The 26,077-nt window shown below is 40.1% G+C and carries 27 protein-coding genes and 1 pseudogene; 12 read left to right on the top strand and 16 right to left on the bottom strand.

Going from position 1 to position 26,077, the window contains the following annotated elements; all coding sequences use genetic code 11:
* The first annotated feature begins 101 nt into the window (after nt 1-101).
* The 8 genes from LCL91_RS10860 (at nt 102) to LCL91_RS10825 (ending at nt 6,439) form a co-directional block, all read left to right on the top strand.
* A complete protein-coding gene (locus tag LCL91_RS10860; protein WP_224882317.1) occupies nt 102-989 on the top strand; it encodes an ABC transporter ATP-binding protein in 888 nt (295 codons plus the stop codon).
* Entirely contained in the window at nt 986-1,792 is an 807-nt protein-coding gene (locus LCL91_RS10855; RefSeq protein WP_224882314.1) for an ABC transporter permease subunit, read from the top strand. Before LCL91_RS10860 ends, LCL91_RS10855 begins: the two co-directional genes overlap by 4 nt.
* Nucleotides 1,793-1,819: 27 nt before the next feature.
* Nucleotides 1,820-2,275, top strand: coding sequence for an NUDIX hydrolase (locus LCL91_RS10850; protein WP_224882312.1), 456 nt, complete (start codon nt 1,820-1,822; stop codon nt 2,273-2,275).
* A 178-nt stretch (nt 2,276-2,453) separates the two neighbouring features.
* Entirely contained in the window at nt 2,454-3,557 is a 1,104-nt protein-coding gene (locus LCL91_RS10845) for a hypothetical protein (RefSeq protein WP_224882310.1), read from the top strand.
* A gap of 124 nt (nt 3,558-3,681) precedes the next feature.
* Complete coding sequence (locus LCL91_RS10840; RefSeq protein ID WP_224882308.1) at nt 3,682-3,843, top strand: DUF4021 domain-containing protein; 162 nt, start codon at nt 3,682-3,684, stop codon at nt 3,841-3,843.
* A 183-nt stretch (nt 3,844-4,026) separates the two neighbouring features.
* Nucleotides 4,027-4,767, top strand: a complete 741-nt coding sequence (locus tag LCL91_RS10835) for an IclR family transcriptional regulator (protein ID WP_224882306.1) — start codon at nt 4,027-4,029, stop codon at nt 4,765-4,767.
* 12 nt (nt 4,768-4,779) lie between these two features.
* Nucleotides 4,780-5,967, top strand: coding sequence for an MFS transporter (locus tag LCL91_RS10830; protein WP_224882305.1), 1,188 nt, complete (start codon nt 4,780-4,782; stop codon nt 5,965-5,967).
* 16 nt (nt 5,968-5,983) lie between these two features.
* Entirely contained in the window at nt 5,984-6,439 is a 456-nt protein-coding gene (locus LCL91_RS10825; protein ID WP_224882304.1) for a heme-binding protein, read from the top strand.
* Nucleotides 6,440-6,608: 169 nt separating this feature from the next.
* On the opposite strand, the gene LCL91_RS10820 is transcribed toward LCL91_RS10825, so the two are convergent.
* On the bottom strand, nt 6,609-6,998 hold the full coding sequence (locus tag LCL91_RS10820; protein WP_224882303.1) for a hypothetical protein: 390 nt from the start codon (nt 6,996-6,998) through the stop codon (nt 6,609-6,611).
* 217 nt (nt 6,999-7,215) lie between these two features.
* Here LCL91_RS10820 and LCL91_RS10815 point away from each other — a divergent pair, with 217 nt between their 5' ends.
* Entirely contained in the window at nt 7,216-7,671 is a 456-nt protein-coding gene (locus tag LCL91_RS10815) for a LytTR family DNA-binding domain-containing protein (protein ID WP_224882302.1), read from the top strand.
* Nucleotides 7,672-8,085, top strand: a complete 414-nt coding sequence (locus LCL91_RS10810; RefSeq protein WP_224882301.1) for a DUF3021 domain-containing protein — start codon at nt 7,672-7,674, stop codon at nt 8,083-8,085. It begins immediately after the preceding gene.
* A gap of 86 nt (nt 8,086-8,171) precedes the next feature.
* On the opposite strand, the gene LCL91_RS10805 is transcribed toward LCL91_RS10810, so the two are convergent.
* From LCL91_RS10805 to LCL91_RS10785, 5 genes are all read right to left on the bottom strand, one after another.
* Nucleotides 8,172-8,420 carry a YuzF family protein gene (locus tag LCL91_RS10805; RefSeq protein ID WP_224882298.1) on the bottom strand — a complete coding sequence of 83 codons (249 nt, stop codon included), beginning with the start codon at nt 8,418-8,420 and terminating at the stop codon, nt 8,172-8,174.
* A 258-nt stretch (nt 8,421-8,678) separates the two neighbouring features.
* Nucleotides 8,679-8,828, bottom strand: coding sequence for a hypothetical protein (locus tag LCL91_RS10800; RefSeq protein WP_224882296.1), 150 nt, complete (start codon nt 8,826-8,828; stop codon nt 8,679-8,681).
* Between the two features lie 137 nt (nt 8,829-8,965).
* Complete coding sequence (locus LCL91_RS10795) at nt 8,966-9,460, bottom strand: DUF4306 domain-containing protein (protein WP_224882294.1); 495 nt, start codon at nt 9,458-9,460, stop codon at nt 8,966-8,968.
* A gap of 915 nt (nt 9,461-10,375) precedes the next feature.
* Complete coding sequence (locus tag LCL91_RS10790) at nt 10,376-10,702, bottom strand: hypothetical protein (protein WP_224882293.1); 327 nt, start codon at nt 10,700-10,702, stop codon at nt 10,376-10,378.
* A gap of 220 nt (nt 10,703-10,922) precedes the next feature.
* The gene (locus LCL91_RS10785) at nt 10,923-11,645 is read right to left on the bottom strand and encodes a YebC/PmpR family DNA-binding transcriptional regulator (protein WP_224882292.1); all 723 of its coding nucleotides are present in this window, start codon (nt 11,643-11,645) and stop codon (nt 10,923-10,925) included.
* 191 nt (nt 11,646-11,836) lie between these two features.
* On the opposite strand from LCL91_RS10785, the gene LCL91_RS10780 reads away from it, so the two are divergent.
* A complete protein-coding gene (locus tag LCL91_RS10780; RefSeq protein WP_224882359.1) occupies nt 11,837-12,853 on the top strand; it encodes a P1 family peptidase in 1,017 nt (338 codons plus the stop codon).
* Between the two features lie 41 nt (nt 12,854-12,894).
* Here the strand turns inward: LCL91_RS10780 and LCL91_RS10775 are convergent, their stop codons facing one another.
* Nucleotides 12,895-13,653: an SDR family NAD(P)-dependent oxidoreductase gene (locus LCL91_RS10775; RefSeq protein WP_224882291.1), complete on the bottom strand. Its 759-nt coding sequence runs from the start codon at nt 13,651-13,653 to the stop codon at nt 12,895-12,897.
* A gap of 96 nt (nt 13,654-13,749) precedes the next feature.
* Here LCL91_RS10775 and LCL91_RS10770 point away from each other — a divergent pair, with 96 nt between their 5' ends.
* Nucleotides 13,750-14,118, top strand: a complete 369-nt coding sequence (locus LCL91_RS10770) for a MerR family transcriptional regulator (protein WP_224882290.1) — start codon at nt 13,750-13,752, stop codon at nt 14,116-14,118.
* Between the two features lie 41 nt (nt 14,119-14,159).
* On the opposite strand, the pseudogene LCL91_RS10765 reads toward LCL91_RS10770, so the two are convergent.
* From LCL91_RS10765 to LCL91_RS10725, 9 genes and pseudogenes are all read right to left on the bottom strand, one after another.
* Nucleotides 14,160-15,247, bottom strand: a pseudogene (locus tag LCL91_RS10765) (glycerate kinase).
* Between the two features lie 35 nt (nt 15,248-15,282).
* The gene (gene mngB, locus LCL91_RS10760) at nt 15,283-17,898 is read right to left on the bottom strand and encodes a mannosylglycerate hydrolase (protein WP_224882289.1); all 2,616 of its coding nucleotides are present in this window, start codon (nt 17,896-17,898) and stop codon (nt 15,283-15,285) included.
* 22 nt (nt 17,899-17,920) lie between these two features.
* The gene (gene mngA / locus LCL91_RS10755) at nt 17,921-19,858 is read right to left on the bottom strand and encodes a PTS 2-O-a-mannosyl-D-glycerate transporter subunit IIABC (protein ID WP_224882288.1); all 1,938 of its coding nucleotides are present in this window, start codon (nt 19,856-19,858) and stop codon (nt 17,921-17,923) included.
* Between the two features lie 119 nt (nt 19,859-19,977).
* The gene (locus LCL91_RS10750) at nt 19,978-20,709 is read right to left on the bottom strand and encodes a MurR/RpiR family transcriptional regulator (RefSeq protein WP_224882286.1); all 732 of its coding nucleotides are present in this window, start codon (nt 20,707-20,709) and stop codon (nt 19,978-19,980) included.
* 152 nt (nt 20,710-20,861) lie between these two features.
* The gene (gene proB, locus LCL91_RS10745; RefSeq protein WP_224882283.1) at nt 20,862-21,956 is read right to left on the bottom strand and encodes a glutamate 5-kinase; all 1,095 of its coding nucleotides are present in this window, start codon (nt 21,954-21,956) and stop codon (nt 20,862-20,864) included.
* Between the two features lie 201 nt (nt 21,957-22,157).
* Complete coding sequence (locus LCL91_RS10740; protein ID WP_224882281.1) at nt 22,158-22,331, bottom strand: hypothetical protein; 174 nt, start codon at nt 22,329-22,331, stop codon at nt 22,158-22,160.
* The gene (locus tag LCL91_RS10735) at nt 22,300-22,623 is read right to left on the bottom strand and encodes a hypothetical protein (protein WP_224882279.1); all 324 of its coding nucleotides are present in this window, start codon (nt 22,621-22,623) and stop codon (nt 22,300-22,302) included. The genes LCL91_RS10740 and LCL91_RS10735 overlap by 32 nt, the downstream gene beginning before the upstream one ends.
* Before the next feature lie 118 nt (nt 22,624-22,741).
* Complete coding sequence (locus tag LCL91_RS10730) at nt 22,742-23,779, bottom strand: ribonucleotide-diphosphate reductase subunit beta (RefSeq protein WP_224882278.1); 1,038 nt, start codon at nt 23,777-23,779, stop codon at nt 22,742-22,744.
* 14 nt (nt 23,780-23,793) lie between these two features.
* Entirely contained in the window at nt 23,794-26,025 is a 2,232-nt protein-coding gene (locus tag LCL91_RS10725; protein WP_224882277.1) for a ribonucleoside-diphosphate reductase subunit alpha, read from the bottom strand.
* Nucleotides 26,026-26,077: the final 52 nt, after the last annotated feature.

Here is a 26,077-nt window from a genome sequence, read left to right as displayed (position 1 = left end):
TTTGAGTTCAATAAATGTTGATTATTTCCGAGTAGTCATTTATGATAAAAATGAAATATATATTAGATAATAGTTCAAAATTTGACTGAGGGGGAACCCCATTGATCGAATTAAACGGCTTAACCAAAAAATTTTCAAATGGGAAAGGAATTTTTGACGTTACTTTCTCCATTCCAAAAGGAGAAGTATTTGGCTTTCTCGGACCGAACGGTGCTGGGAAATCAACAACGATTCGTCACCTGATGGGATTTATGAAACCTTCAAAAGGCTCAGCATTGATAAATGGGATGGATACATGGAAAGATGCGGCTAAGATCCAAGAAAAGATAGGATATCTTCCTGGTGAAATTTCTTTCCTTGATGGCATGGATGGGATGGCATTTCTTAAACTTGTCGGTGGCATGCGAGGAATGAAGCATACAAACTATCGCGACGAGCTCATTCATCGCCTTCAATTCGATGTGAAAACACCTATTCGTAAGATGTCGAAAGGAATGAAGCAAAAAGTCGGGATCGTGGCAGCTTTTATGCATGAACCAGAAGTGATTATTCTCGATGAACCGACATCAGGCCTCGATCCACTTATGCAGCGTATATTCATTGAAATTGTGATGGAACAGAAGGAAAAAGGGACTACATTTCTCATGTCTTCTCATAGTTTTTCAGAAATTGAACGTACGTGTGATCGAGCCGCGATAATTAAAGATGGCAAAATTGTTGTCGTCGAAAATATTCATGACCTCCAACAAAAACAGCGTCGCCTCTTTGATGTGACGTTTGCGAGCGCGGAAGAAGCTAAGCTCATAAAACAAAGTAAACTTGACGTTATTTCAGTCACCGAGAACCGGGCAGAAATTGCTGTACAGGGAGATTACAATCAATTTATTCAGGCTTTAGGAGATTATCAAATTCGAACTATTGATATTCATGAACAAAACCTTGAAGAAGTTTTTCTGAACTATTACGACAGGGAGGCGAACCGATCATGAACATCACGTTATATGCAAAGATGTTAAAGGTTCATGCCAAATCAATTTCTAGCTATGCAATTGGTTCTGCTCTCTATCTTCTGTTAATCATCGGCATTTATCCTTCGATTGCAGATGCACCTGGATTAAATGAATTAATGGAGTCGATGCCTGAAAGCTTTCTTGCGGCCTTTGGGATGGAGGGCGGCTTTCAACATGTGAGTGACTTTATCGCAGGCGAATATTATGGATTACTGTATGTGGTAATTTTGTCGATTTTCTGCTTAATGACAGCGTCTCAACTAATGGCTCGTCACATTGATCGAGGATCAATGGCTTATATTCTTGCCACTCCGAACTCCCGAAAAAAAATCGCCTTTACTCAGGCACTTGTGCTTATCACAGGACTTCTTATTATCGGATTAACGACCGCTCTTGCAGGAGTCATTGGGACAGAAATTTTAATTGAAGATAAACCTTTTGAAGCAATGACGTTTATGAATGTTAATCTTGTCGGCATCCTATTATTCTTCGTTATTTCAGGCTACTCGTTTTTATTCTCTTGTTTGTTAAATGATGAGCGGCAGGCTCTTGGGCTTTCTGGATTACTCACGATTGTCTTCTATGGCATGGATTTAGTCGGAAAAATGAGTGATCAGCTTGATTGGATGGTACACCTTTCTCTCTTCTCAACGTTTCGCCCTGTTGAAATAGCGAGAGGTTCTGTTGACGTCTGGCCAACTGCCACATTCTTATTTTTACTAGGTACAGTGCTCTATGCTGTTGCCATTCTCATTTTCTCCAAAAGAGACCTTCCTCTATAATAGGGAAGAAGATAAGGAGTGATGAAAATGAATTATGTGAAGGAACTCCGTGATCTCGTTGGGCAACGGCCGCTCATTTTAGTTGGCGCTGTCGCTTTGATTTTAAACGATAAAGATGAAGTTCTTCTCCAGCAACGGAACGAACGAAGAAAGCGATGGGGATTACCAGGCGGGTTAATGGAACCAGGTGAATCGACTGAGGAAACCGCCATAAGAGAGTCTTTTGAGGAAACAGGCTTAAGGATTCGAAACCTCGCGCTCTTCAAGCTTTATTCAGGAGAGGAATTTTTCACAAAAGCGGATAATGGTGATGAGTTCTATTCCGTTACAACCGCTTATATCACGAATGAATACGACGGAGAGCTCACCTTAACAAAGGAAAGCTTAGCATTTGAAACCTTCTCTTCTACTAATCTCCCTGCTCTAATGGTTGGTAGCCATAGACGGATGATTATGGACTATTTCAATGAAAAAAACGAGTGATCTTGAAGCAATGGAGACGTCTCCATTGCTTCTTTTTTTGCAATAAACTAGTACTGATTACCTCTTTTCCCCTTTTCATCGTCTCATTTCTCTCGGAGTTTCTTTTGTTATGTTAGAATGAGAAAGTCATTTTGACATAACTATGAATCTCATTAACTTACATAAGGAAGTGAACATTATGAGGAAATTATTCCTTTTCCTTCTCGTTGCTTTGGTCGCTTTGGTGACAGCTTGTTCGAACTCCGCATCAACAAACGAGCAAACTGATGAAAAAACAGACCAAGAAGTAGCGAAAGAAGATGAAAACAATGAAAGTGAAAATAAGCAAGATCAAAAAGAAGTGGCTCAACCTTTTGAACCACTAGCGCCATCTGAAGACGCTAAGCCGCTTGAAGAAACAATGACGGAAGAAGAATTAGCGAAAATGCCTGTTGTGGAAGCACACGGAGAAGATCGCTCAAGAAAAACACCCGTTGGCGAAACGTTAATGGAAGGCACAACTGATGAAACAGACGGTATTCTAAAAGATTATCGCCTCGTTGCTTACTATGGTCAACCAAACTCTACCCAAATGGGAATTTTGGGCGAGATGGAACCTGAAGCATTGATGACGAAATTAAAAGAACAGACTCAAGCTTATTCTGATGCTGATCCAGACCGTCCTGCTATTCCTACGATTGAGTTAATTACAACGATCGCTCAGCGTGACCCTGGTCCAAATGGAAAGTACTACCACATGACTTCAGAAGAAGATATTGATGAATACGCTGAGCTTGCAAAGAAGCATAATGCCATTCTCATGCTAGATGTTCAGCTAGGTCGTGACACTGCTCTTCATCAAGTACAGCTTCTTGAAAAATGGCTCAAGCTTCCTTACGTCCACGTTGCCATTGATACGGAGTTCCACGTAGAAGAAGGTCAAACACCTGGCATCGATCTAGGAAGTGTCGATGGTTCTGAAGTTCAGGAAGTCGTAGACTATGTTTCTAAATTTGTAGAAGAAAATAACTTACCTGACAAAATCGTACTTGTTCACCAGTTTACAGACCACGCTGTGACAAACAAGCAGGCAATCAAGCCCACTGACAACGTAGAAGTTGCCCTTAATTTCGATGGGTATGGTGATTATGGAACGAAAATGTCACTCTACCGTAAATTTGTGCGAAATGAGCCTGTTCAATACGGCGGGTTTAAAATTTTCTATAATAAAGATAAACCAGTTTTAACACCTGAAGAAGTCCTTCAGCTTGATCCGAACCCAGCGATCATTAATTATCAATAATCCACAGCGCTTTTCCCTTTCCTTTTAGGGGTAAGGCGCTTTTTTTGTTCAATAAAAAACTTCCACTCTCCCTGCGCATACTTACTTACATGATAAGCCAACCTAATCATTGGAGGTGAGTATCATGGACAAAAGGACACCAAACAAAAATGAAATCAAACAGAACAAATTGAACAAATTCACGAATGAATATGGTGCTGATTTAGATGAACAGGCGATGAACGGCGATTACGGCATGTTAGAAACAGAGGAAGAAGATCGAGCGAACAAAAAAGAGAAGAAATAATGAGAGCCACCTTGTCCATCAAGTGATAAGGTGGCCTTCGTTTTGTTGAACAGACGCTACTTCACCTACCAGCGACTAGGATTACTTCTCGCTTTCGTTTCAAATAACGAAACATCTTTTCATTATTTGATCTCCTATTCATCTCGCATTATGATAAAGCATGTGCAAAGGAGGCACGGACTCATGAGTCAATATGAAGTTTCAACGTTGAAAAAAGGATTGCAAATTCTTGATCTACTGATAGAAAACGATGGATTAACATTTGCTGAAGTGATGCATCACTTCAACTGGAACAAAACAACGACGTTTCGTTTGCTTTATACATTAGAGAATATGCACTATATCGTGAAAAAAGGAAGCCATTACTACATTGCCGAAAAAATAGACGGCGCGAAGCAAGAACATGATCCTCACGTCGACTGGGTTTCAGTTCCTCCCCTTCATGACCTTAGCCAGGAACTTGGAGAAACAGTCTATATTGGTATTCTTGACGGAACCGATGTCGTTACCACTCAAATTGTGAATGGTACCCATACGATGAGGATTCATTCTCATATAGGTGATCGCGATCCAGCTCATGGAAGTGCGCTTGGAAAAGCCATCCTAGCTTTTCTTGATAGCGATAGGAAACAAAGATTTCTTCGTCAGCTTCAGTTAAAGAAAAACACTGAAAACACCTTCGATGATGAACAGCTCTTTCTTTATCATCTAAAAGCCATTCAAGATCAAGGCTTTGCCGTTGATGACGAAGAAACAGAACTTGGCCTACGCTGTATTGCAGCTCCGATTTATCGTAATGGAGAAGTCATTGCTTCCGTTGGCCTGTCTGCTCCAACAAGTCGAATGCCAAAACAGCAGGACAAAACATTCAGTAAGAAAGTGGTCACATGCAGCAAGAAAATCACTCAACTTTTAGAATCATAAGGAGGATCTCTCATGAAGTCGATGTCAACTAAAGCCATGATTGCCTTACTCTCATTGGCCGTTAGTGCTTTTGCCATCGGAACAACAGAGTTTGTGATCGTCGGATTACTTCAAACAGTAGCCGATGATCTCCGTATATCTGTTACAAAAGCTGGTACGCTTGTCTCTGGATATGCGGCAGCGATTGCGATTGGAACGCCAATCGTTACGACGCTTACTAGTAAACTACCGAAAAAAGGTCTGTTAATGGTTTTAATGATGATTTTTATATTAGGTAACGGGTTATCAAGTATGTCCCATTCATACGAATTATTGCTTTTCTCACGTGTGATAACAGCGGTGGCGCACGGCGTGTTCTTTGCGATTGCAGCAACGGTGGCGACGGAAATTGTTCCCGAAAATAAAAAAGGTTCAGCAATCTCTATTATGTTTACCGGTCTTACAGTCGCAACGATTGTTGGGGTACCTTTTGGGACATTTGTCGGTCAAGCCTTTGGCTGGAGAGCAACTTTCTTAGCCGTTGCGGTGTTAGGACTCATTGGCCTACTCATTAACTTATTCGCCATTGAACGTATCGAGCGTGAACGGAGTGCACCTACCTTGAAAGATGTGGGTCAACTTATTACAAACCCAAGAATTTTACTCGCCCTGCTTATGACATCACTCGGTTTTGGAGGAACGTTCGCTCTCTTTACGTATCTTTCTCCTATTTTAGAAAACGTAAGTGGCATATCATCAGAAATGATCGTATGGATGCTTCTGATCTATGGTGTAGCCGTGGCAGCAGGAAACATCATTGGCGGAAAACTATCAAACAATCACCCTGTAAAAGCCCTTCGCTATGTCTTTTTCTTTCAGATGATTGTGCTACTCCTTCAGATAGTTCTATTGCCAAACAAGGCACTGAGCTATTTATCCGTTGTCATTCTCGGATTATTTGCCTTCATGTCCTCACCTGGAGTACAAGCATATATTGTGACACTTGCTGAAAAATTAGTTCCTTCAGCGAAGGACATTGCTTCCGCCCTTAATATTTCTGCATTTAATGTAGGCATCGCAGGCGGATCCGCTCTTGGAGCACTTGCAGTTGATTATATGACTTACCTTGATACGGCATGGATTGGAGCCGCTATGGTCTTAATGGCCTCCTTCCTTGCCGTACTCAACTATAAACTCGATAAAAAACAAAATTTATTTTAAAAGGAGTTTCGATAGTATGAATACAGAACAACTACTCAAACTTGAAGAAGAATTGGTTTTCACGCAATTTACAAACGAAGATGCATTACAGCTAGGAATTGAGCTAGTAAACTATGCAAAAGAAAACGAAAAATCAGTCGCTGTCCATATTGAACGCAACCGGATTCCCCTCTTCACTCACTTAATGGAGGGCACTTCAGAAGAAAACGTAAAATGGTTGTATCGTAAGAAAAATGTCGTCGATCATTATAATCACAGCACGCAATTTATCGCTGCTCGTTTTGAAGAAAGTGGCCTTACTCATGAGGCACACTCTCTTTTACCAGTTGAAAACTATCAAGCTGTCGGCGGTTCCCTTCCAATCCGTATAAATGGCGTTGGTGTCGTTGGGACAGTAACAGTAGCTGGCCTAACACCTCAGATGGACCATGATTATGCGGTAGCAGGAGTTAAACGCTTTTTAAATAAATAAGTGATTTTTTTGCATAACGACCTCCCCCTTTTCCAATGAAAGGGGGAGGTTTTTTGAATGTATACTTTATTCCAATTGCTTCACTTCTTCAGTATGAGAATTTACGGTGAATGTCTTTATTACCTTTAACGAGCTTGGGACTACCATCTCTTATGACCTTACCTGCTCTTTACCTTCCTTGTTTGAAAGATTGTAAAAAAGAGTTTCTGACGTATAGGGTATACATCAAAATGACTAGTGAAAAAATCATATTTCCGAGGAAAGGTTGCGGAGAAGATGTGGAAATGAGGAGAGCGCTAATGCAACCAAAGCTAACAGAATAAGCGATCATAAACCAGTAGCCCCAAATGGTTAGCCTAATGTATCCATAAACCAATACAAGTGAAAGAAAAGCGACGAGAACTCTCACCAGTCTTTCCGGAGCATGGGGTAATCCAAACCGCTCCGCAATTCCTATCGTATGAGGATCTGCGTCAAAAAAAATGGCGGTAAGGATTAAAACCACTGCTCCAAACAAATAGAAGTAGCTAATGAGCGTAACGCCTATCGGTCTTTTCAACTGTCTTCCTCCCTTCGTCTATCAGAGAAAACACTCCCAATTATTTCAAAACCCTAAGTTGTTGGCAAGCTTTTCTTTGAACATTAACTCGCAACAGAAACTACCCGAAATGCATCTCACCCTAACAATGTGACGTCTTACCTTTATTCAAATGACATCCTGCTTTTCCAGATCTATACTAATCTTAAGAAAGCCGCAAAACAAAGGATGTGAACAAGTGAAAATTTCACTCGATGTAGATCGAAAGTATGAAGAAACGAGCGTAACGATTCACTGTAGAGAAATGGATGATTCGATTAAAGAGATTTTAGATTATCTAAATACCCAGAAAACCGAATTCATTGTCGGAAAAAAAGGCGAACAACAGCACATTTTAAAACCAAATCACGTGCATTCTTTCCACTCAGAAGGCGATCAAGTAATGGCAACGACATCTCAAGGCGTGTTTAAAGTGAAAGAGAAATTGTATGAGCTAGAAGAAAGTTTGCCAATCAATACATTTATCCGGCTCTCGAAGTCCGTCATTGCTAATCTGCATGAAATCAGCCATTTCGAACCATCTTTTAATGGCACGCTCGCAGTACATTTCCAATCTGGTAAAAAAGAATATGCTTCAAGACATTATGTAAGCAAAATACGAGAGGTTCTAAAAATGAATAGGAGGTCAAAGTAAATGAAAACATTTTTGTTTAGAAGTATGATTGGGTTATTTTTTGGAGGGTTTCTAGCTGTTTTACTAACCTATGGGGTTATTTTCTTAGGAGATCAAGCGACGCTTGATTCGAACCTTTTTGTCACAAACTCATTAGGATCTATTTTCTGTGGATGGTTGTTTACGGTCACACCGCTACTCTTTGAAATCCATTCTCTAAAACTCCCACAGCAAACAGCATTGCACTTTTGCACTGTAATGGTTGTCTATTTTATTTTGGCCTATGGCATTGGTTGGATCCAGCCAGATTTAGTAAATATATTACTCTTTATTGCTATTGCGCTTGTATTCTACAGCATCATTTGGACGGCTTTCTACTTATATTTTAAACATCAATCTAAGAAATTAAATGAAGATCTTCAACAAATCAAGTAGTTTTTAACTGGCAGAAGCGCATTCAACTGGAATGCGCTTCTAAAGGTATTTTTGTATAGAAGTCGTAAGGGATATACTATTTGATTTTAGGACTCTGGCATAATCCAAATAATTTCGCATATGCGCACAAAGAATGTTGAATCATGTTCTTTAACCACAACATGATCTGGTTTGGCATCCATAACTGTTCCATTTACTGGACCACGCGATGTATCAATAACCACTCTATTTCCAATAAGGCTGCGAAGAGCTGCATATACGTAAGGCTCTACGACCATAACTTGCATAGGGACATTTGGCGACATGCGGGAATACATCATTCCACCGGGATTCATCTTTCCCCTCCTAGTATGTTACTCTACATGTTCATGTTATTACATACTAGCTTGACTCGTTCCCTCCTAACTTTTCACCCTCTTTCACTTTCTTATCTACATAAATTCCTATAAGTAATCGGATCAAGAGATATAACAAAATAATGACTGTCGCACATATTATTTCTGGAAATGCTCCTAATTGCAGAAGATAACGAAATAAAACTTCTCATAAGAAAAACATAGGAAGAATTTAATCCTCCTATGTTTTCCATCACATTATTTATCTGTCTGTTTTTGCTTCTTTTTTAAATACTCCGCACGTATTTTTTCAAGATGATTCTTTTTATCAAACTTGGCAGTCGACTGTTTTTCATGAAACTTTGTCACAGCTACCTTACTTTTGTGATCCAATTGATATCTTCCCATTTTGTTCACCACTTTTCTTCTCTTACAAGAGAATCTATTCAACAATATAATATACCTTATTTTACTGCAGTAATCTTTATTTTGAACACTTTTTCAAAAAAAGTATTCTTCTACTTTTTTAAAGAAATGCTCATAGATTACAGTATAAGATCACAATTTATTCCAGAAGATTTATGGTACTTAGTAAATTTCATCCTCAATAAATTTGCAGTAAAAACGTTTGAAATCCCAGTTATTAAAAATAGCACTGTAAACAATTCAAGCCCCATTGAAGGAGATCGATATATTAAAAGGCTGAGCATTAATAAGCCTACTCCTAAACCCATATGAAATGTCACCATTATTTTCTTATTAAACCTAAGTAATGTCCACGCTATTAATATAGCTAAATAAAGAAGACTAATAGTAAATATTAAAGGATACATTGGTTTAAATTTAGCAGCATAGATGAAATGATCTAAACTTAAGATATCTTTTTCTACCATTACTTTCCCATTAATAATTTTTGAGAATACAGCTGAATAACCCCATTCCCAAGGTTTATCCCTAAGTTCGCTCCCTTCATACCATGTTGCAAAACCCGAAAAAAAGATCATTACAATCGAGGTCACGTATTGGATAATGTACATCATAAACACTTCATCTCCTATTAATAAAAAATAAGTATATATTTCTTTCAATTTAAATTCTTAATAAAATCTCCAATAAAGCAAATTGTATTCAAGCTTTACTCATACTATAAGTGTGCAATTATTAAACGAATTCAGAGTTGTAAAAGTTTACTTCTTCCAGAAATTTCTCCGAGATACTGGAAGATAGTAAATAAAGATTCTTCTTTCCTCTTGATTTTCCTTTTTTACCTTGATTACTCTTGAACACCCACCAAGTCTTCAATACCAATTATTTCAAATCAGTATGAATAACTCAATCTTTCATTTCACATCAAAAGGAGCCTACCTAATTACAGATAAGCTCCGAGTTTGTTGAGTAAACTTTTTTCTCTTATTCAAACTAAAAACTACTTCGTTTTCCGTCATATTTGGCTCTAACTTTTATTAACACTATAAGATATGTATAAACCGGAATTAATATAAACGATATAAATAGAGGGTCTTGTACGTTAAATCCTCTCCACAATACGAGCCCAGCTAAGGTATAAATAATGAATGAGATCCAAAATATTGTTTTTCTTCTCGGTGAAAACAATTTTATAATTAAGTCTGTTAGTAGTGTTGTGGGCAATCCACATATAAAGTAATAAATGTAAAAGAACATCGCATAAATGAGGGCTACATCTACTCTATAAAAATTATAATCTTCGCCCAAAAAATGGCTATGAATGAAGATGGAATCACACATAACAAGTAGTATACCTGCAATAGGACCAGAAATAAGTATAGCCAGTATGATTATCAAAAGATGTTTCATTTTTACCTCGCATAGTAAATGTAATATTTGATTCAATATCAAATTCAGAATGAATATTAAGTCTGTTTATTCTTTAACTAGTTGCAGCTATTCTTATTACAGATTAGCTCCGAGTTAATTTAATAAGACGTGTAGTTTGCTCTGCTTTTGAATAGGAACAAAACCCACCATATTAACAGAAACAAATAACCTATACTTGTGAAATATGACCATAAAGCACCTTGTTGTAATTGACTAACTAAATGTTCAAACTCATTCATTTCTTCTGCTCTACCAATACTATTTATGAGGACAATTATTGGAACTGTAACAGTGAACAGAATAGCTACAATTGACAAACCTTTCATTTTCCTTTTCACAACGCTGTATATAGTTGTTCCTAATGTTGTTAATAAAAACAAGTAATATATTACCCAAAACCAATTAGGCAATGTGTCCCAATCCATTTTTCACCCCCCTATTGTTCATTGCTTACTGTTCAACAATCCTGCCCTTTAATTGAACAATTCCTCTATTGACCTTCACCACTTATTTTAACATAATATTCCAAAATCACTTACAGAAGAAACGCAGAAAAAAGGAACATTTTTCATAACTGAATTTCGTTCCATATTTAAAAAGGGACTTCCGTTATCCGGAAGCCCCTTTTTTTCTTTTTTTCTTTTTTTATTCTTCACCAAGATCTACGTTATGATAAACCTGCTGCACATCTTCCAACTCTTCAAGTGCATCGATCATTTTCAAAAACTGCTCTTGATCTTCGCCAGAAAGCTCTACATCATTTTGTGCAAGCATCGTAAGTTCAGCTACGGTGAACTCAGTAATCCCCGCATTTTTAAATGCTTCCTGCACCGCATGGAACTGATCTGGTTCAGCATAGACAATCACGACGTCATCCTCTTCCATAATGTCACGCACATCAAGATCTGCTTCCATTAACAGTTCAAGAACTTCATCTGCTGATTTGCCTTCAATGCCGAATACGGCTGTTGCCTCAAACATGTAAGCAACAGAACCGTTCACACCCATGTTTCCACCGTTTTTACCAAAAGTAGAGCGAACGTCAGAAGCTGTGCGATTCACGTTATTTGTTAATGTATCTACGATTACCATTGATCCGCTTGGACCAAACCCTTCGTAACGAAGCGTATCGTAATTTTCATCTGCTCCGCCTTTGGCTTTTTCAATCGCACGGTCAATGATGGCTTTTGGTACGTTGTATGTTTTCGCACGTTCAAGAACTAAGCGCAGCGCTTGGTTCGCTACTGGATCTGGTTCGCCTTGCTTTGCCGCTACATAAATTTCTCGACCAAACTTTGCATAAATTCGACTTGTATTCGCATCCTTAGATGCTTTCTTTTCCTTAATGTTATTCCATTTACGACCCATTCTATTTCACTCTTTTCTACTAGTTATCTGTTCACACATTCTCTATACGTCTCGTCAATTATACCATATTTTACAGTTAACATTTGCTTCAGGGACTTGGATCAACTAGAAATAATAGTAAACTAGTAGAAAAGAGGAGTGATCATGTGAGACAGAAAAGATTGCGAGATTACGGCGTTACTACCGGAGAAATGGAGCCCGGTGAAAAAAATGCCATTACAGATGTCGAAGGAGTAACCGTCGGCCATGTAACATTAAATGATGGACAGGTTCAAACTGGCGTAACAGCGATCCTTCCGCATCAAGGGAATCTGTTTCAGCAGAAAGTAATTGCATCAAGCTATATTCTTAACGGGTTTGGTAAAACAATGGGCACGATTCAGCTGGATGAGCTTGGTAACCTTGAGACACCGATCATTTTGACAAATACATTAAGCATTGGAACGGCTGCAGATGCTGTGTTTGATTATATGCTTGAACAAAACCATGAAATTGGCGATACAACTGGAACTGTTAATCCTATTATTGGCGAATGCAACGACATGTTTTTAAACGATATCCGAGGACGTCACGTTCAAAGGCATCATGTTCACGAAGCGATCGCAAATGCTTCGACTACTTTTGAAGAAGGATCCGTTGGGGCCGGACGAGGGATGCTGTGCTACTCGTTAAAAGGCGGAATTGGAACGTCTTCTAGAAAAATAGAGCTTCAACACGGTAGCTATACCATCGGGGTGCTTGTTGTAACAAACTTTGGTATCCTTCGTGATCTTCAAGTAAACGGAAAAAAAATAGGCAAAACGTTGAAAGAAACATTGCTTCATACATGGGAAGAAAAAGATAAGGGATCCGTTATGGTGATCGTTGCAACAGATCTCCCCGTTTCAGAACGCCAACTTCAGCGTATTATTAAACGGGCATCCACAGGACTAGCTCGAACAGGATCGATTATCACAACTGGAAGCGGCGAAATTATCATTGGCTTCTCCACCGCTAACAAAGTCGATCATCAATATGCGCCACAAACTCAAACACTGGAAACCATCCATGAGGAAGAAATCGATACCGCTTTTCGTGCCGTTGGTGAAGCGACAGAAGAAGCGGTACTAAATTCATTAGTATCGGCTACTCATGTGATCGGCCGTGATGGAAATGAGAGACCGACGTTAATGGATTTACTCCAGAAATTCAGTATGAAGATTACATGAAAAATCCTCCTGTCACGAAGACAGGAGGATTTTTCATTTGATTAGCGGTTGGGACCAACATACGGATAAATCGGATTTTTTAATTGAAACTCATATGTGTTGCCATCAACAATACCAACGACTTGATTGCTATCGTAAAGGTCTAGCATGAAATCTGCCATTTCCTTAGCTGTATGGTACTGTGGCACAGTTCCTTCATATTCAAAGTTATCTTCGTCTCGTGCTCGGTTCGCAAATTCTGTTTCTGTTGCTGCAGGTGCCAATACTTTCGCCTGCATTTTCGCACCTTGTCCTTGTAGCTCCTGAGCAAGTCCTTCTGTAAAGGCACTGACAAAGAATTTCGTAGCACAATATGTCACAGCATCAGCAACGATTGTATAGCCTCCGCCAGAGGAAACGTTAATTAACTGTGTTCCCTCGACATTCGCATAATCGCGAACAAACATGGATGAAAGAATTGTTAACGCCTCATTATTCAAACGAAGCATGGTTTCAATCTTAGGAAGCTTTTGTTTGCCGACCGGATCGAAATTACCGAAGCCTGCATTGTTAATAAATGTTTCAATTTCAATATTTTCAAGACTTTCATAGAAAGCATATACGTTTTCGTTTAGTGATAAATCTGCTTCACGAATGATCACATCAAGATCAGAATTAATCTTCTGTACTTCGCTTTTCAGCTCTTCTAATTTCTGAGTTCGACGCGCCGCAATCACAAGGTTTTTTCCGCGAGCCGCAAACGCGAGCGCTGCTTCATATCCAATTCCTGAACTTGCTCCTGTAATAACAGTGTACTTCATGTTAATCCCTCCACTTATTTCATTATGATACAATCTTATTGTAGACGTTTGAGTGCACTCTAAGTCAAACGAAACGAAAAAGCGAGGGGCGATTCAATGTACTCGATAAGTGAAATTGCTAAAAAGGTAGATATAAGTGCCCACACTCTCCGCTATTACGAAAAAGAAGGAATTATTGATCCGATTCGTAACGATCATGGCGTGAGACAATTTGACGAGCAGCATTTGAAGTGGTTGCAGTTCGTCAAAAAATTAAGAGAAACCCAAATGCCCGTCTCTCAAATTAAAGAATATACGCGGTTATTTCTTGAAGGAGAACACACTGCGAATGCACGCCTTAGACTCCTTGAAGATCATCGGCAGTTTATTCGTGATCAAATCGAGACCCTTCTTGGAACGGATGATATGTTATCCAAGAAAATTTCAACATATAAAGAACTGATGGAGAAATCCTTGATGAAATAATGAAAAGTCCCGCTCCTTAAAGGAACGGGACTTTCCTTGCTTTAGTTACCTCTTCCGCTACTCCAGATACGCATCACTTGCTCCGCTGAAAAGGCCAATTGAGATTTTGTTACGTCTGGGTTAAGAGCATGTTCTAATGAATGACATCCTTGCTGAATCGAAAGTACTCCCGATAATGTTTCATACAAGTTATCCACCGGTTCAACAACCTGCCCTGCTAAGGCAAAGCATGGGACGTTGTGTTTTTTCGCAAGTTTTCCAACTCCAGACGGAACTTTTCCATAAGCAGTTTGATCATCCATTTGCCCTTCCCCAGTAAAAGCGATGTCAGCCACTGCGAGCTTTTCTTCTACTTTTAGCAGTTCAAGCATCCACTCAATTCCAGGGACAAAAGTCGCTCCAAGAGAATAGAGTGATCCCCCAATCCCTCCTGCCGCTCCTGCTCCTTTTTGAGAAGGAGGAAGAGAAAGAAGATCTGCTACTCTATGAAGAGCAGCATCATAAGTCGGAATTTCTTCTTTCTTCATGCCTTTTTGCGGTCCAAAAACAGCAGCTGCTCCTCTTTGACCTGCATAAGGGTTGTCCACATCCGTCACGATATAAAGATTCGCATTAAGCTGACTACTACTTTCACGGATGGATGCTGTGTCTAGTAAAGGATTCTGTTGGAGAGGAAGTTCTTCGCATGAATGATCAAAACACGTATACCCTAGGGCCTGTAGCATTCCGACCCTCCATCGGTGGTCCCCGTCCCTCCCAGGAAGACGTATATGTCTTTGGCGCCTTTTTCTTCAGCATCCTGGATCAGCTCACCAACACCATAGCTTGTTAAACGTGAAGGTTCTAAGTTGTCTGATGAAATCAAATGCAGCCCCACCGCTTCAGCCGATTCAATGTACGCGGCTTGCTCTGTTCGATAATAACGAGCGCTTCGTTTTTTTCCGTCTAGCTGGTGGATCGGCACCATTACAAAGTGTCCCGGCAATGTTTGGATCGCTTCCAATGACCCTTCTCCTCCGTCTGCTACCGGAATAACGTCAACGACACTATCAGGGAATACTCGCTTAATCCCGAACTTAACCGCCTCACCTGCATCCTTCGAGGATAAAGAACCTTTGAACGAGTCCATCGCAATCAATACATTCATTTCTCCACCTCCTTTTACTATTGGATCAAGAAGCTTCTCACCTGACTTGGTGACAGTACGACAGCTGTTTCAATGTGAGAAGCATTCGTTTTCATTTCATTTAAATTCACTTCATTCACTTGCTGAATGGCTTCATGCTCTAACTGTACCTTTTCCTCACGAGCTGTTGGGTTATAATAGCGAATCAATAGCCCTTCATCCAACTCTGCTTTCTTCAATGTACTCATGATCAAATTCGTTTCTTCAAATGAGAAGAGAGTAAAGACAGATGGGACTTGAATATCTTCTTGATTCAGTTTCATCGCATTATGAGGAATTTTATTATATGAAATGAAAGGACTCACATACCGTTTTGCTAGCTGAGCTACTTTTGCCTCATCTCGATTGCCTTTTACATAAGCGAATCCAAATTGAAATTGGTACTCGCCGAGCATTTGGGAGTCCGGGGTCGGTAATTTAATTCCTGATGGACGCCCTGGACGTCGAACAAGCTCTTCCTTACCAAGAACACCAACGCTTCTAAAGAGCGTGAGCGCAATTGTATCAAAACGCTCTCCAATAATCTCATATTCTCTCACGCTGTTTGTCATGACCACGGCTGTTTTTTTCTCATCTTCTAGTCCCACATAACTAAGGAAAGGATAAATCGCATCCGGTCGCTCATCCCAACCTTCTTTTTCCCAAACGGCCATTCCATCATCAATGACTTTTCGTTCAATCGTTCCGAACTGTTGATCTGCAAAGGAAAATGAGCTAGCAATCTGTGTTGGAAGTAAGACGCGAATTCGGTGATCCTTCACATTATTAATCACATTACAGGAAACCTCTATCACGTTACCTTTGATTGGAATTGTAAGCTCAATGTGAAAATCAACTGTAGCAGAACTTTTACCATTCTGCTTCCTCGCTTCAAGATCTGCTGGTAAAGTCCATTGATAAGTGATAGTAGCACGATGAGTCTGTTGGGTTGACTGTAAGCTTATTTGAGTATCTTTTATTTCATCGACACTAAAGCGAGGTTTTTCACCTTCTAATGGCGAGAAATCATATTCATCTCCATCATCTCCAACATTCTCAAGCCCAAGAACGCCTACATGGGTTTGACCTGTCTCTTTATCCGTTAGTGATAATGTACCGTTTTGTTCAAATTGAATAGAATAGGCAGCTGTTTCAACAGTATGATGGTTTTCATTCGGAAGAACTAGCTGATTTTCATTCGATTCGACCACATAATAAGTTTGATAGCCGATGCCAGAAAGTTTTGTTTTCACTTCAATTGTAAATTCCACAAATGGATCATAGTTTCCGTAATGCACGATTTGTCGGTCAATTAAACCGGGATCAATAATTTTTGTAGAAAGAATTTCGTATTCGAGTTCTTTTCCGTAGTCGTCTATTAGTTTAAATGAACTAAACTTTGTCGTGACAGTCGTTGTTGTTACTTCTTCGCGTTCCTCAGGAAGAAGGTTAAAGAAAACAAGACGATCCTCTTTTCGATCAGTATTGATATGGTCTGTGATTTTACGTTTATAGAAATCGATTAAACGATCTGTCCGTTCTTCAGCATTCTGGAAACGCGCCATAATCTCCGCATGAACTTTATCAGAGCAGCAGCATCCGATACTATCATGTGCATGGTTTTTCATAATTTCTTTCCATATCGGCTCAATTAAACCGTGATGATACTCAAATCCTAGTTTGTAGGCGAGTGATGCTAAAGGTTCTAGATGATTCGTAAGTTTATTCTCGATGCGTGTATTGGCCGCTTTAATATCCGCACGCGTAGAATAAATGCTCCGGTGGACGCGCTGGTATTTACCGTGAAGAAACTCTCCGTAAATCTCATCAAGGCCTTCATTTTTCTCGATTCTCTCAAGCAAATCTTCATATCGGCTTAAGAAAAATTCTCTTTCTGGATAAAGCTTTTCTAATACGGAAATGACTTCATATATATTTTGCTGGATGGGCATCTGATCATGTCCATTTGGTAACAGAACGTCATCGCCAGTTGCCCCTCGATCGAGCACCGTAAAGTATTTATCCATTCTTTTCTGTAGTGCTTCCTCTTCTTCTGGTAAGTACTTTCCAATAGCGTACCCGAGCGGCATGAGTTGAACAAGAACTTTTGAGTCACCAGGAGCCGACCAGTAGAATTCAGTTTTATCTGTTCCGTGATTTTCAGAAGTTCCTCTCCAGAAAATCGAATATTTAATGTCAAACCCGTTCAGAATTTGTGGCATTTGCGCAGACTGCCCAAACGAATCGGGAAGGTAGCCAATTTTCATTGGCTCACCAAATTCTGCACTGTCTTTCATACCGTAATAAAGATTTCGTACAATGGATTCTCCACCAACGACCATCTCATCTGTTTGCGTGTACCACGGTCCAATGATCAACTTACCCGCTTGAACAAGTTTCTTCACACGTTCTCTTTGCTCAGGACGAATTTCAAAGAAATCCTCTAAAATCGCTGTTTGTCCATCTAATACATAGTAAGGATAATCAGGGTCGTTTTCTAATCTTGTTAGAATCTCTTCCATATTATTTACGAGTAAAATGCGTGATTCTTCTGTTGAAAAATACCATTCTCGATCCCAATGCATGTGAGGGACGATGTGGACGTTTTTTGTCATAGCTGCTCACCTCATTTAATAATTATGCTGCTTGTTGCTTTAACGCTTTTTCATATCCATATTTTTTGATCTTTTGTTTTCTCGTTAAGATAAGAAGAATCGTTGAAATGGCTGCACCAATCACTGCGGCACCAAACCAAAGGACCGCATTCATAACCCCGCCCGTTCCTCCTTGAAGGAGAGCAAGTGAGAAGATACCTGCGCCAGGGACGTTTAACCCTATATTCGCTACAGAAATAATTGCTCCGGTCACGGCTGATCCCGCTACAAGTGAAGGAATGACGCGTAATGGGTCATTAATCATAAACGGAATGGCTCCTTCCGTAATGCCTGCTAAACCAAGAATCCACGTCTGTTTCCCAACAGCTTTTTCACTTTGACTAAACGATTTATTCGCAATAATGGTAGCTGCTGTAACGGAGAAAGCGGAAACCATTTTAACTGAAGCGAAAGTGGCATAAGGTATAAAGTTGCCGCTCGCCATGGCTCCAATACAAAATGTGTACGCGGCTTTATTTACTGGACCGCCTAAATCAAAGGATACAAAGCCTCCAATTAACGCACCTAAAATAATCGCATTCGTTCCTGTCATACCATCAAGCCAATTGATTAGCGTTTCATTTAACCACGTAACAGGCTCACCTACGACAAATAGCATAATTAGGATAGTAATAAGAGAACCAAGAACCGGATATACCCAAAAGCTTACAAATCCTGCAAAAGTACCACTAGGCTTAATTTTTTGCTTCATGAATTTCAGTAGATAACCAGCAAGGAAACCACCAAGCATCCCACCAAGGAAGCCACTGCCAATCATATTGGCTGCAACACCAGCTGCAAATCCAGGTCCGAGACCAGGTATATCCGCGATGGAGTATGCCATGTAGGCAGCAAGGATCGGAACCATTAGTGTGCTAAGTAACAGTCCACCTAACGTTTTAATCTGGAATAACCACGATCCCTCGGTTGCTAGCACATCTTCTAATCCAAATCCTTGCGCAATAAGCGTAGCAAAAGCGGAGATCATTCCACCGGCAACAATGATCGGAATAATGTATGAGATTCCTGTAAGGATCGAATCTTTTATTTCAGTCTTAAAAGGCTTATGGTCTTCATCTTCACTCATGTCGTCTAGATGCTCCGTGTTTGAAGCAGTAGATTGTTTCTTTTGAAGTACCTTTTCAATTAAACCTTTACCATCTTTCATCGGTGATGCAACATTTGCTTTCACTGTTGGTAAGTGCTTGAAGCGTTCTTGATCCTTAACAGCTACGTCATTGGCGAAAATAACGCCTACTGCTTCACTTAAGTCTTTCTTCGAATGACGACCTTCAATTCCATTGGCACCTTGCTTTTCTACTTTCATTCTTACATTCATTTCTTTTGCAGCCTTCATTAGAGCTTCTGCTGCCATATAAGTATGAGCAATCCCTGCTGGACAGGCCGTAACACCTAACACAAGCGGTCGAGTTTCCTCACCTGCTTCTTCTACCAGTTTATCTTCAGCGTCTCCAAGAGCCTCGTATAAATCGTGAGGTGATTTCATTTTAACGAGTTGGTCTTTATATGTGGGATCAGAAAGGCGCGTTACTAATTCTGCTAAAAGAGAGACATGCGTTGAGCCTGCTTCCGCTTCAGGAATCGCTAGTAGAAAAACCAAATCAACCTGGTTTGTCGGATCCACACTTTCCCAATCTTCTATTGGCTTACTTACCGTCGCTACAGCGAAAGCTGCTTCTTTGACACCTTTCGATTTACCGTGCGGAATCGCAAGCCCACCTTCAAAACCTGTTGGTGAAAGCTTTTCTCGATCTAAAACAGCGTTAAAGTATTGTTCTTTATCTGATAGTTTACCTGCAACTTCTAACGCTTCTGTTAATGATTCAATCGCTTCATGTTTTGTAGCGTAATGTTGATTAATTTTAATTAAATCGAGAGAAGTGACATTTTGTAGATTCATTATTTAACCTCCTCATCAAGTAATCGCTTACAACTTCATCATAAATGTATTTAATGCTTGAACACTTATTTTGTTAGCGCATTCACAAAAATAATTAAAAATAGATAAGCCCTGTGTATTTATACACAGAGCTTGCGATAGGATTCAACTAATAAGCGTGCGACCATAGCCATTGGCACAAAGTTTGTTGTGTTATAGCCATTCGTTTCCTCTTTAGGTGCATAACAATATAACATCAAATCCGCTATCTCGCTGAGTCGACTTTCTCCAATATGACTCAAACCGATAATTTTTGCGCCTTGCTTATTCGCATATTCACCAAGATCAAGGGTTTGCGGCGTTTCTCCAGATTGACTTAGCAAAATAACAACATCTTTCTTGGTGAAATGCTGCAACGCTGCCATGTTCTCATGACGATGTTCAGAAAAAGTAACATCTTTATGAAATGGTTTGATATTCATCACAATTAATTCACTTATATACGAATGTGCTCCTGCGCCAAACACTAAAAGACGTTGAGATTGATGGATCCATTCACCTGCTAATTGAATCAACCGCTTATCCGTCAGTTCCATCGTTCGTTCCATTTCATATTGAAAAGATGAGCTTTTTGTTTCTTTCGTTGCCATTTCATCTTTCAATCTAAGTTTCAATTGCGTAAATCCTTCGTATTCCAACTTCTTCATAAGCCTCATAATGGAATTGGGTACTGTGTGAGTTTGTCGTGCAAGGTGTTGCACCGACATATTTACAACTTCCGCTTTATTTTGAAGAATATATTGAATAATTTGATCTTCGAGATCCGTTAACTGATATTCAAATTTACGAAATCGATCTTCTAAAGATAGCATGCTATACCAGTCCTTCGATTAGATTCATAGCTTTATTCTACCATCGTTTGGTTTTATGTTCTAAATCCACAGAATTATCATATTGATGATTGTCCTAATGAAGAAAGAGATGCCCCCGCTACATTATTCGGGGCATCTCTATTCTTGATTTCTTATGACTTCATCATCCCTGCTACCCATTGATCTCTATGAATCACTTCTACTGTGGGGCTCTCATTCTCCTGATTGTAAATCACCTTCTCCAAGAATGCAGACGAATATCGGACCTGTCCTTTTCCAAGTTTTCCACTCTCTCCGTGTACCTCTACAACATCCCCAACATCAAAAGATCCAACCACTTGCTTGATTCCGCTATATAGTAAACTCTTTCCTTTTAAAACAATCGCTTCTTCTGCTCCTTCATCAATATAAAGCTGACCTGATACATGAGAGTGCATCGCAATCCATTGTTTTTTTATTGGGAAAGATGTGGCTTTCTTTCGACTGATATAGGTTCCATCTCCAACACCAGAAAGAATTCGAAGTAACTTTTCGCTCCCTTTTTCGTGACCGATAAAGACGCGAACGTTCAGGTTTAAAGCTGTCTTCGCTGCAATTAGCTTTGATTTCATGCCTCCTGTTCCAGCACTTGATCCGGCGCCACCGGCTTGTTCAATCATCGTATCATCAATCTCTGCCAGAGACTGGTATTTGACTGCATTCGGATTCGTTGCCGGATTCGAATCATAGATGCCGTTCACATCCGTTAATATGATGAGCTCATCCGAATGAACCAGCCCGCTTACAAGTGCTGACAGCATATCGTTGTCGCCAAATTTTAACTCCTCCGTTGAAACCGTATCATTTTCATTAATAATTGGCATCACGCCTCTTGCCAGCAATTCAGACAGCGTATCAAAGGCATTCTTGTATCGTTCTTGATTCGAGAAATCAGGGCGTGTTAATAGAATTTGAGCGACTGAAATGTTTCGCTGATTGAATTCCTCGATATAAGATTTAATGAGTAAACTTTGTCCAAGAGCTGCTGCAGCCTGCTTACCTTTTAACGTAACCGGCCTTGCTGGATAACCTAGTTCTTTAAAACCTGCCGCCACTGCGCCTGACGAAACAAGAAGTACTTCATGTCCCTCTTGTCGAAGTAATGCAAGCGCATTGACATGATCAATAAGCTTATCTAAATCAATTTCTCCCCGTCCATTTGTTAATGAACTACTTCCAATCTTAACGACAATACGCTTCTTCCCCATGTTACATCTCCTTATCTAAACACGATCGAAACAATGATGAAATTTCTAAAATTTTAACACAAAAAGCGGAAGTTGTATTGCTTTATGCTACTAAAAATCATATATGTATCGTTATCTACTGTTAACAAGGAAACAAAAATAGTTAAATAAAGAAAAGGCGAATTGCAGAAATCTGAACAACGCGCCCTTTATAGAATATGCTCAACAGTGAGAGGGTTCAATCGTAGGTGTGCCTAAAAGTGTCCAGGTGTGTGTAGAATACTCGGGTGCAAAATACTGCTCCACAGATGCCTTTTCTCCCAGACGCTTTTGATCTTCATAAGCGATCCATTCCTCTAACTTATCAGGGACAGCAGCCCCCATCTCGGTAGCCATATTGCCTCATACATTGATAGACACACGCCTGGTACATCTGATCATTTTGACCATAATTTTGATAGCAGTTATTCAAACACTGTTGATAAAGATGGTGCTGGGTTGGCGGCAGTCCACCAGGTCCAAGCCAAGGTTGTTGTTGAGGATAAGGCTGGGGGTAAGGCTGTACCCATCCTCCTCCATTGTATCCAGGAGGAAGTCCGCCTGGTCCTACCCATTGTTGTGGAAAATTCCATCCACCTGGAATCATAGAGCCACCGCCATAAATAATTCGTTGATAATCGTTTGCCAACATCAATCTCCCCTTCTTCATAAATCGCTTCTTTATTAATTTACTGGGGGGGACAGCTTAACCGTGCTTGGATTAGAATAAAAAGGAGGGAACTATACTCCCTCCTTTTTCGGTCGATTTATAAATCATCAAACCCATTATCATCAGAAACTTTTGTATACTGACGTGACTTCTGTTCAAAGAAATCACTTTTTCCAGCATTCACATCGGCATATGCTTTGATCCATCTCATTGGATTCTCCCGATATCCTTCAAAAGGACGCTCGATGCCTAGCTGGTTTACGCGGGTATTGGCCATGAATTTAATATAGTCGCTTAGTTCATTCATTGTAATACCAGGAAAGCGATCACCAATAATATACTCTCCCCATTTAATCTCAAGCTCAGCCGCTTCTCGGAAGGTGTTTGTAATGAAAGCATGGTTCTTTTCCGTATTAAGCTCAGGGTGCTCTTTGAAAAGTTCCTTCACGATGTTTACGAACAACGTGACGTGAAGCTGTTCATCCCGGTTAATGTAATTGATCATTGTTGAAGTTGATACCATTTTTTGATTACGAGCAAGGTTATAAAAGAAAGCAAAACCGGCATAGAAGAAAAGTCCTTCCAGGATAATGTCATACACGATCGATTCAAAAAACGTTTGTGGTGATGGATCTTCTACAAATGCCTCATATCCGGCGGCAATAAATTGATTCCGTTCTAAGAGCACCTCATCATGCTTCCAGTATTCAAAGATCCGATCCTGCTCCTGTTTATTGACAATCGAAGAAAGCACATAGCTATAAGACTGATTGTGCACAACTTCCTGAAAGGAAAGCACTTGCATGAGCGCAGATAAACTTGAATCTGTTAAATAATCTGCTACTTTACTCGAGTAGTCGGTTTGAATTGAGTCTAGAAAAGCGAGAAGTCCAATGATTTTCTTAAACGTATCTTGCTCATCTTCATTTAATATTTCCCATTGCTTTACGTCGTTTGACATGTTGATTTCGAACGGTGTCCAAAAGTTTCCTAGCATATTTTTATACATCGGATACGCCCAGCTAAAGCGGACATCATCCCAATTTAGAACATTTGAACTCTCACCGTTTATTATGCCCGTCGAGCTATTTGGTGCAGACACGTCATAGAGTTTTCTTTTCTGTATCGTTCCCACTTTGATCTCCTCCTTTAACTTGCGCAGCTTTCACAGTCATCGATCTCTACTGAAGTACTCCTAGTGTAATACGTTGTCTTCAGTCCTTTTCTCCACGCCGTTAGGTGAATGTTGAGCAAGTCCTTTGCTTTCACCGTGCTCTGCACATAAATATTAAATGAAATCGACTGATCGACATGGCGCTGTCTTGCCGCATTTTGCTCAATACTCCACAGCTGATCAATGTGATACGCCGACTTGTAATACCAAGTTGTTTCAGGGGAAAGGTCAGGTGCCGTTACGGGAATTTTATAATTCTTTTTTTCCTCTGAATATTCCTTTTGGAAAATCGGATCAATTGAAGCGGTTGATCCGGCTATTAAACTCGTTGAACTGTTTGGCGCAACAGCTAGTAAATAAGCATTTCTAACACCACTTGACTGAACTTTTTCTTTCAGTGCGCTCCATTTTTCATTCGTATAACCGCGCTTTGTAAAGTACTCCCCATTTTGCCAATCAGACCCTTCAAAAAGTGAATAACTCCCTTTTTCAACCGCCAGCTCATGGCTCGCCTGGATGGTTAGGTAATTAATTGTTTCATAGAGTTCATCTGCATAGTTTGCTGCTTCATGACTTTCCCAGACAATCCCCTTTTTCGCCAGTAAGTGATGCCAACCAAACGTTCCAAGACCGATACTTCGGTATTTCTCATTTGTTAGCTGTGCTTGAGGGACTTCAATGGTGTTAATGTCGATGACGTTATCAAGCATCCTTACCTGAATTGGAATTAACCGCTCAAGCGCATCGGCCGTCACAGCACGCCCAAGATTAATACTTGATAGATTACAAACGACGTAATCACCAGGGGTTTTCGTAATGATAATTTTACCGTCTTTCGTGATTTCCTCTTCAACGGTCGTTGCACTCATATTTTGCATAATCTCCGTACAAAGGTTTGAAGCATAGATCATCCCGGCATGCTTATTCGGATTTGCGCGATTAACCGTGTCGCGATAGAACATGTACGGCGTACCTGTTTCCAATTGAGATTTCATGACACGCTTCATAACTTCAATCGCTGGAACGGTTTTTCTTGATAGTTCAGGGTGATTGACGCACAACGCATATTTCATGCGAAATTCTCCTGCTCCTTTTTCTTTGTCATAAGCATCTTCAAGAGAGAACCCCATCACCTGACGAACTTCATGCGGATCAAACAAATGCCAGTCTGACCGGTCTTCTACCGCTTCCATAAAAAGGTCTGGAATGCAAAGACCGGTAAAAAGGTCATGCGTCCTCATGCGCTCGTCTCCATTATTAAGCTTGGCATCAAGGAATTCAAAAACATCTTTGTGCCAGACATCGAGGTAAACGGCAACAGCGCCCTGGCGCTGACCTAATTGATCCACGCTAACGGCTGTATTGTTTAGTTGCTTCATCCAAGGCAAAACACCTGATGAATTCCCTTTAAATCCTTTGATATCACTTCCACGGGAACGGATTTTCCCAAGATATGCGCCAATCCCACCACCATTTTTCGATACGGTTGCGACATCCGTATTGCTGTCGTAAATACCGCGAAGGCTGTCATCCACTGTATCAATAAAGCACGAGCTAAGCTGGCCGTAACTTTTACCAGCATTTGAAAGGGTTGGCGTCGCTACGGTCATATAGAGATTGGATAACGCCCAGTAAGCTTCTTCAATGAAGTGGAGTCGCTTTTCTTTCGGTTCATTCATCATCAGTGTCATCGCAATGACAAGAAAGCGTTCTTGCGGCAATTCATACACATTTTTTTCATGATCGGTAGCAAGATAGCGATCTGCAAGTGTACGAAGGCCAATGTATGTAAAAAGACGATCTCGTGTTGGAGTGATGAACGTCGCTACCTGATCCACTTCCTTTTTCGAATAAGATTGAAGAAGGGCTTCGTTATAAATCCCTTTCTTCGTTAGCTGTTGTAGAAGCCGATAAAAGTTTCCTTTCCCGTATACTTCCTTTTCATTTCGGTTACGAAGAGAATTCCGGTAAAGCGTACGTAGATGAAAAGCTGCCGCCACATAAGTCCAATCAGGCTCCTCTGCCGTAATTCGTTCCAATGCATTTAACACAAGGATATTGTCAATCTCGTTTTGCGTACCTTTTTCTGTTAGGCCCTTTATTGTTTTCGCAAGGAAGCTTTCACTTGTCTGCAAATGATAGTCATTTAGAATAACGTTTACTTCCTCTATTAATTTTGTTAACTTCGTATCAACCACTGTGCTCATTAACCTCTCTCCTTTTTTCATTATAAAAGGCTCACTCTTAGCAGAGTGAGCC

Source organism: Guptibacillus hwajinpoensis, from assembly GCF_020171785.1.
GTDB lineage: Bacteria > Bacillota > Bacilli > Bacillales > Guptibacillaceae > Guptibacillus > Guptibacillus sedimenti.
The sequence above is the reverse complement of the archived record's forward strand: the minus strand, read 5'-3'. Positions and strand labels throughout refer to the sequence as shown.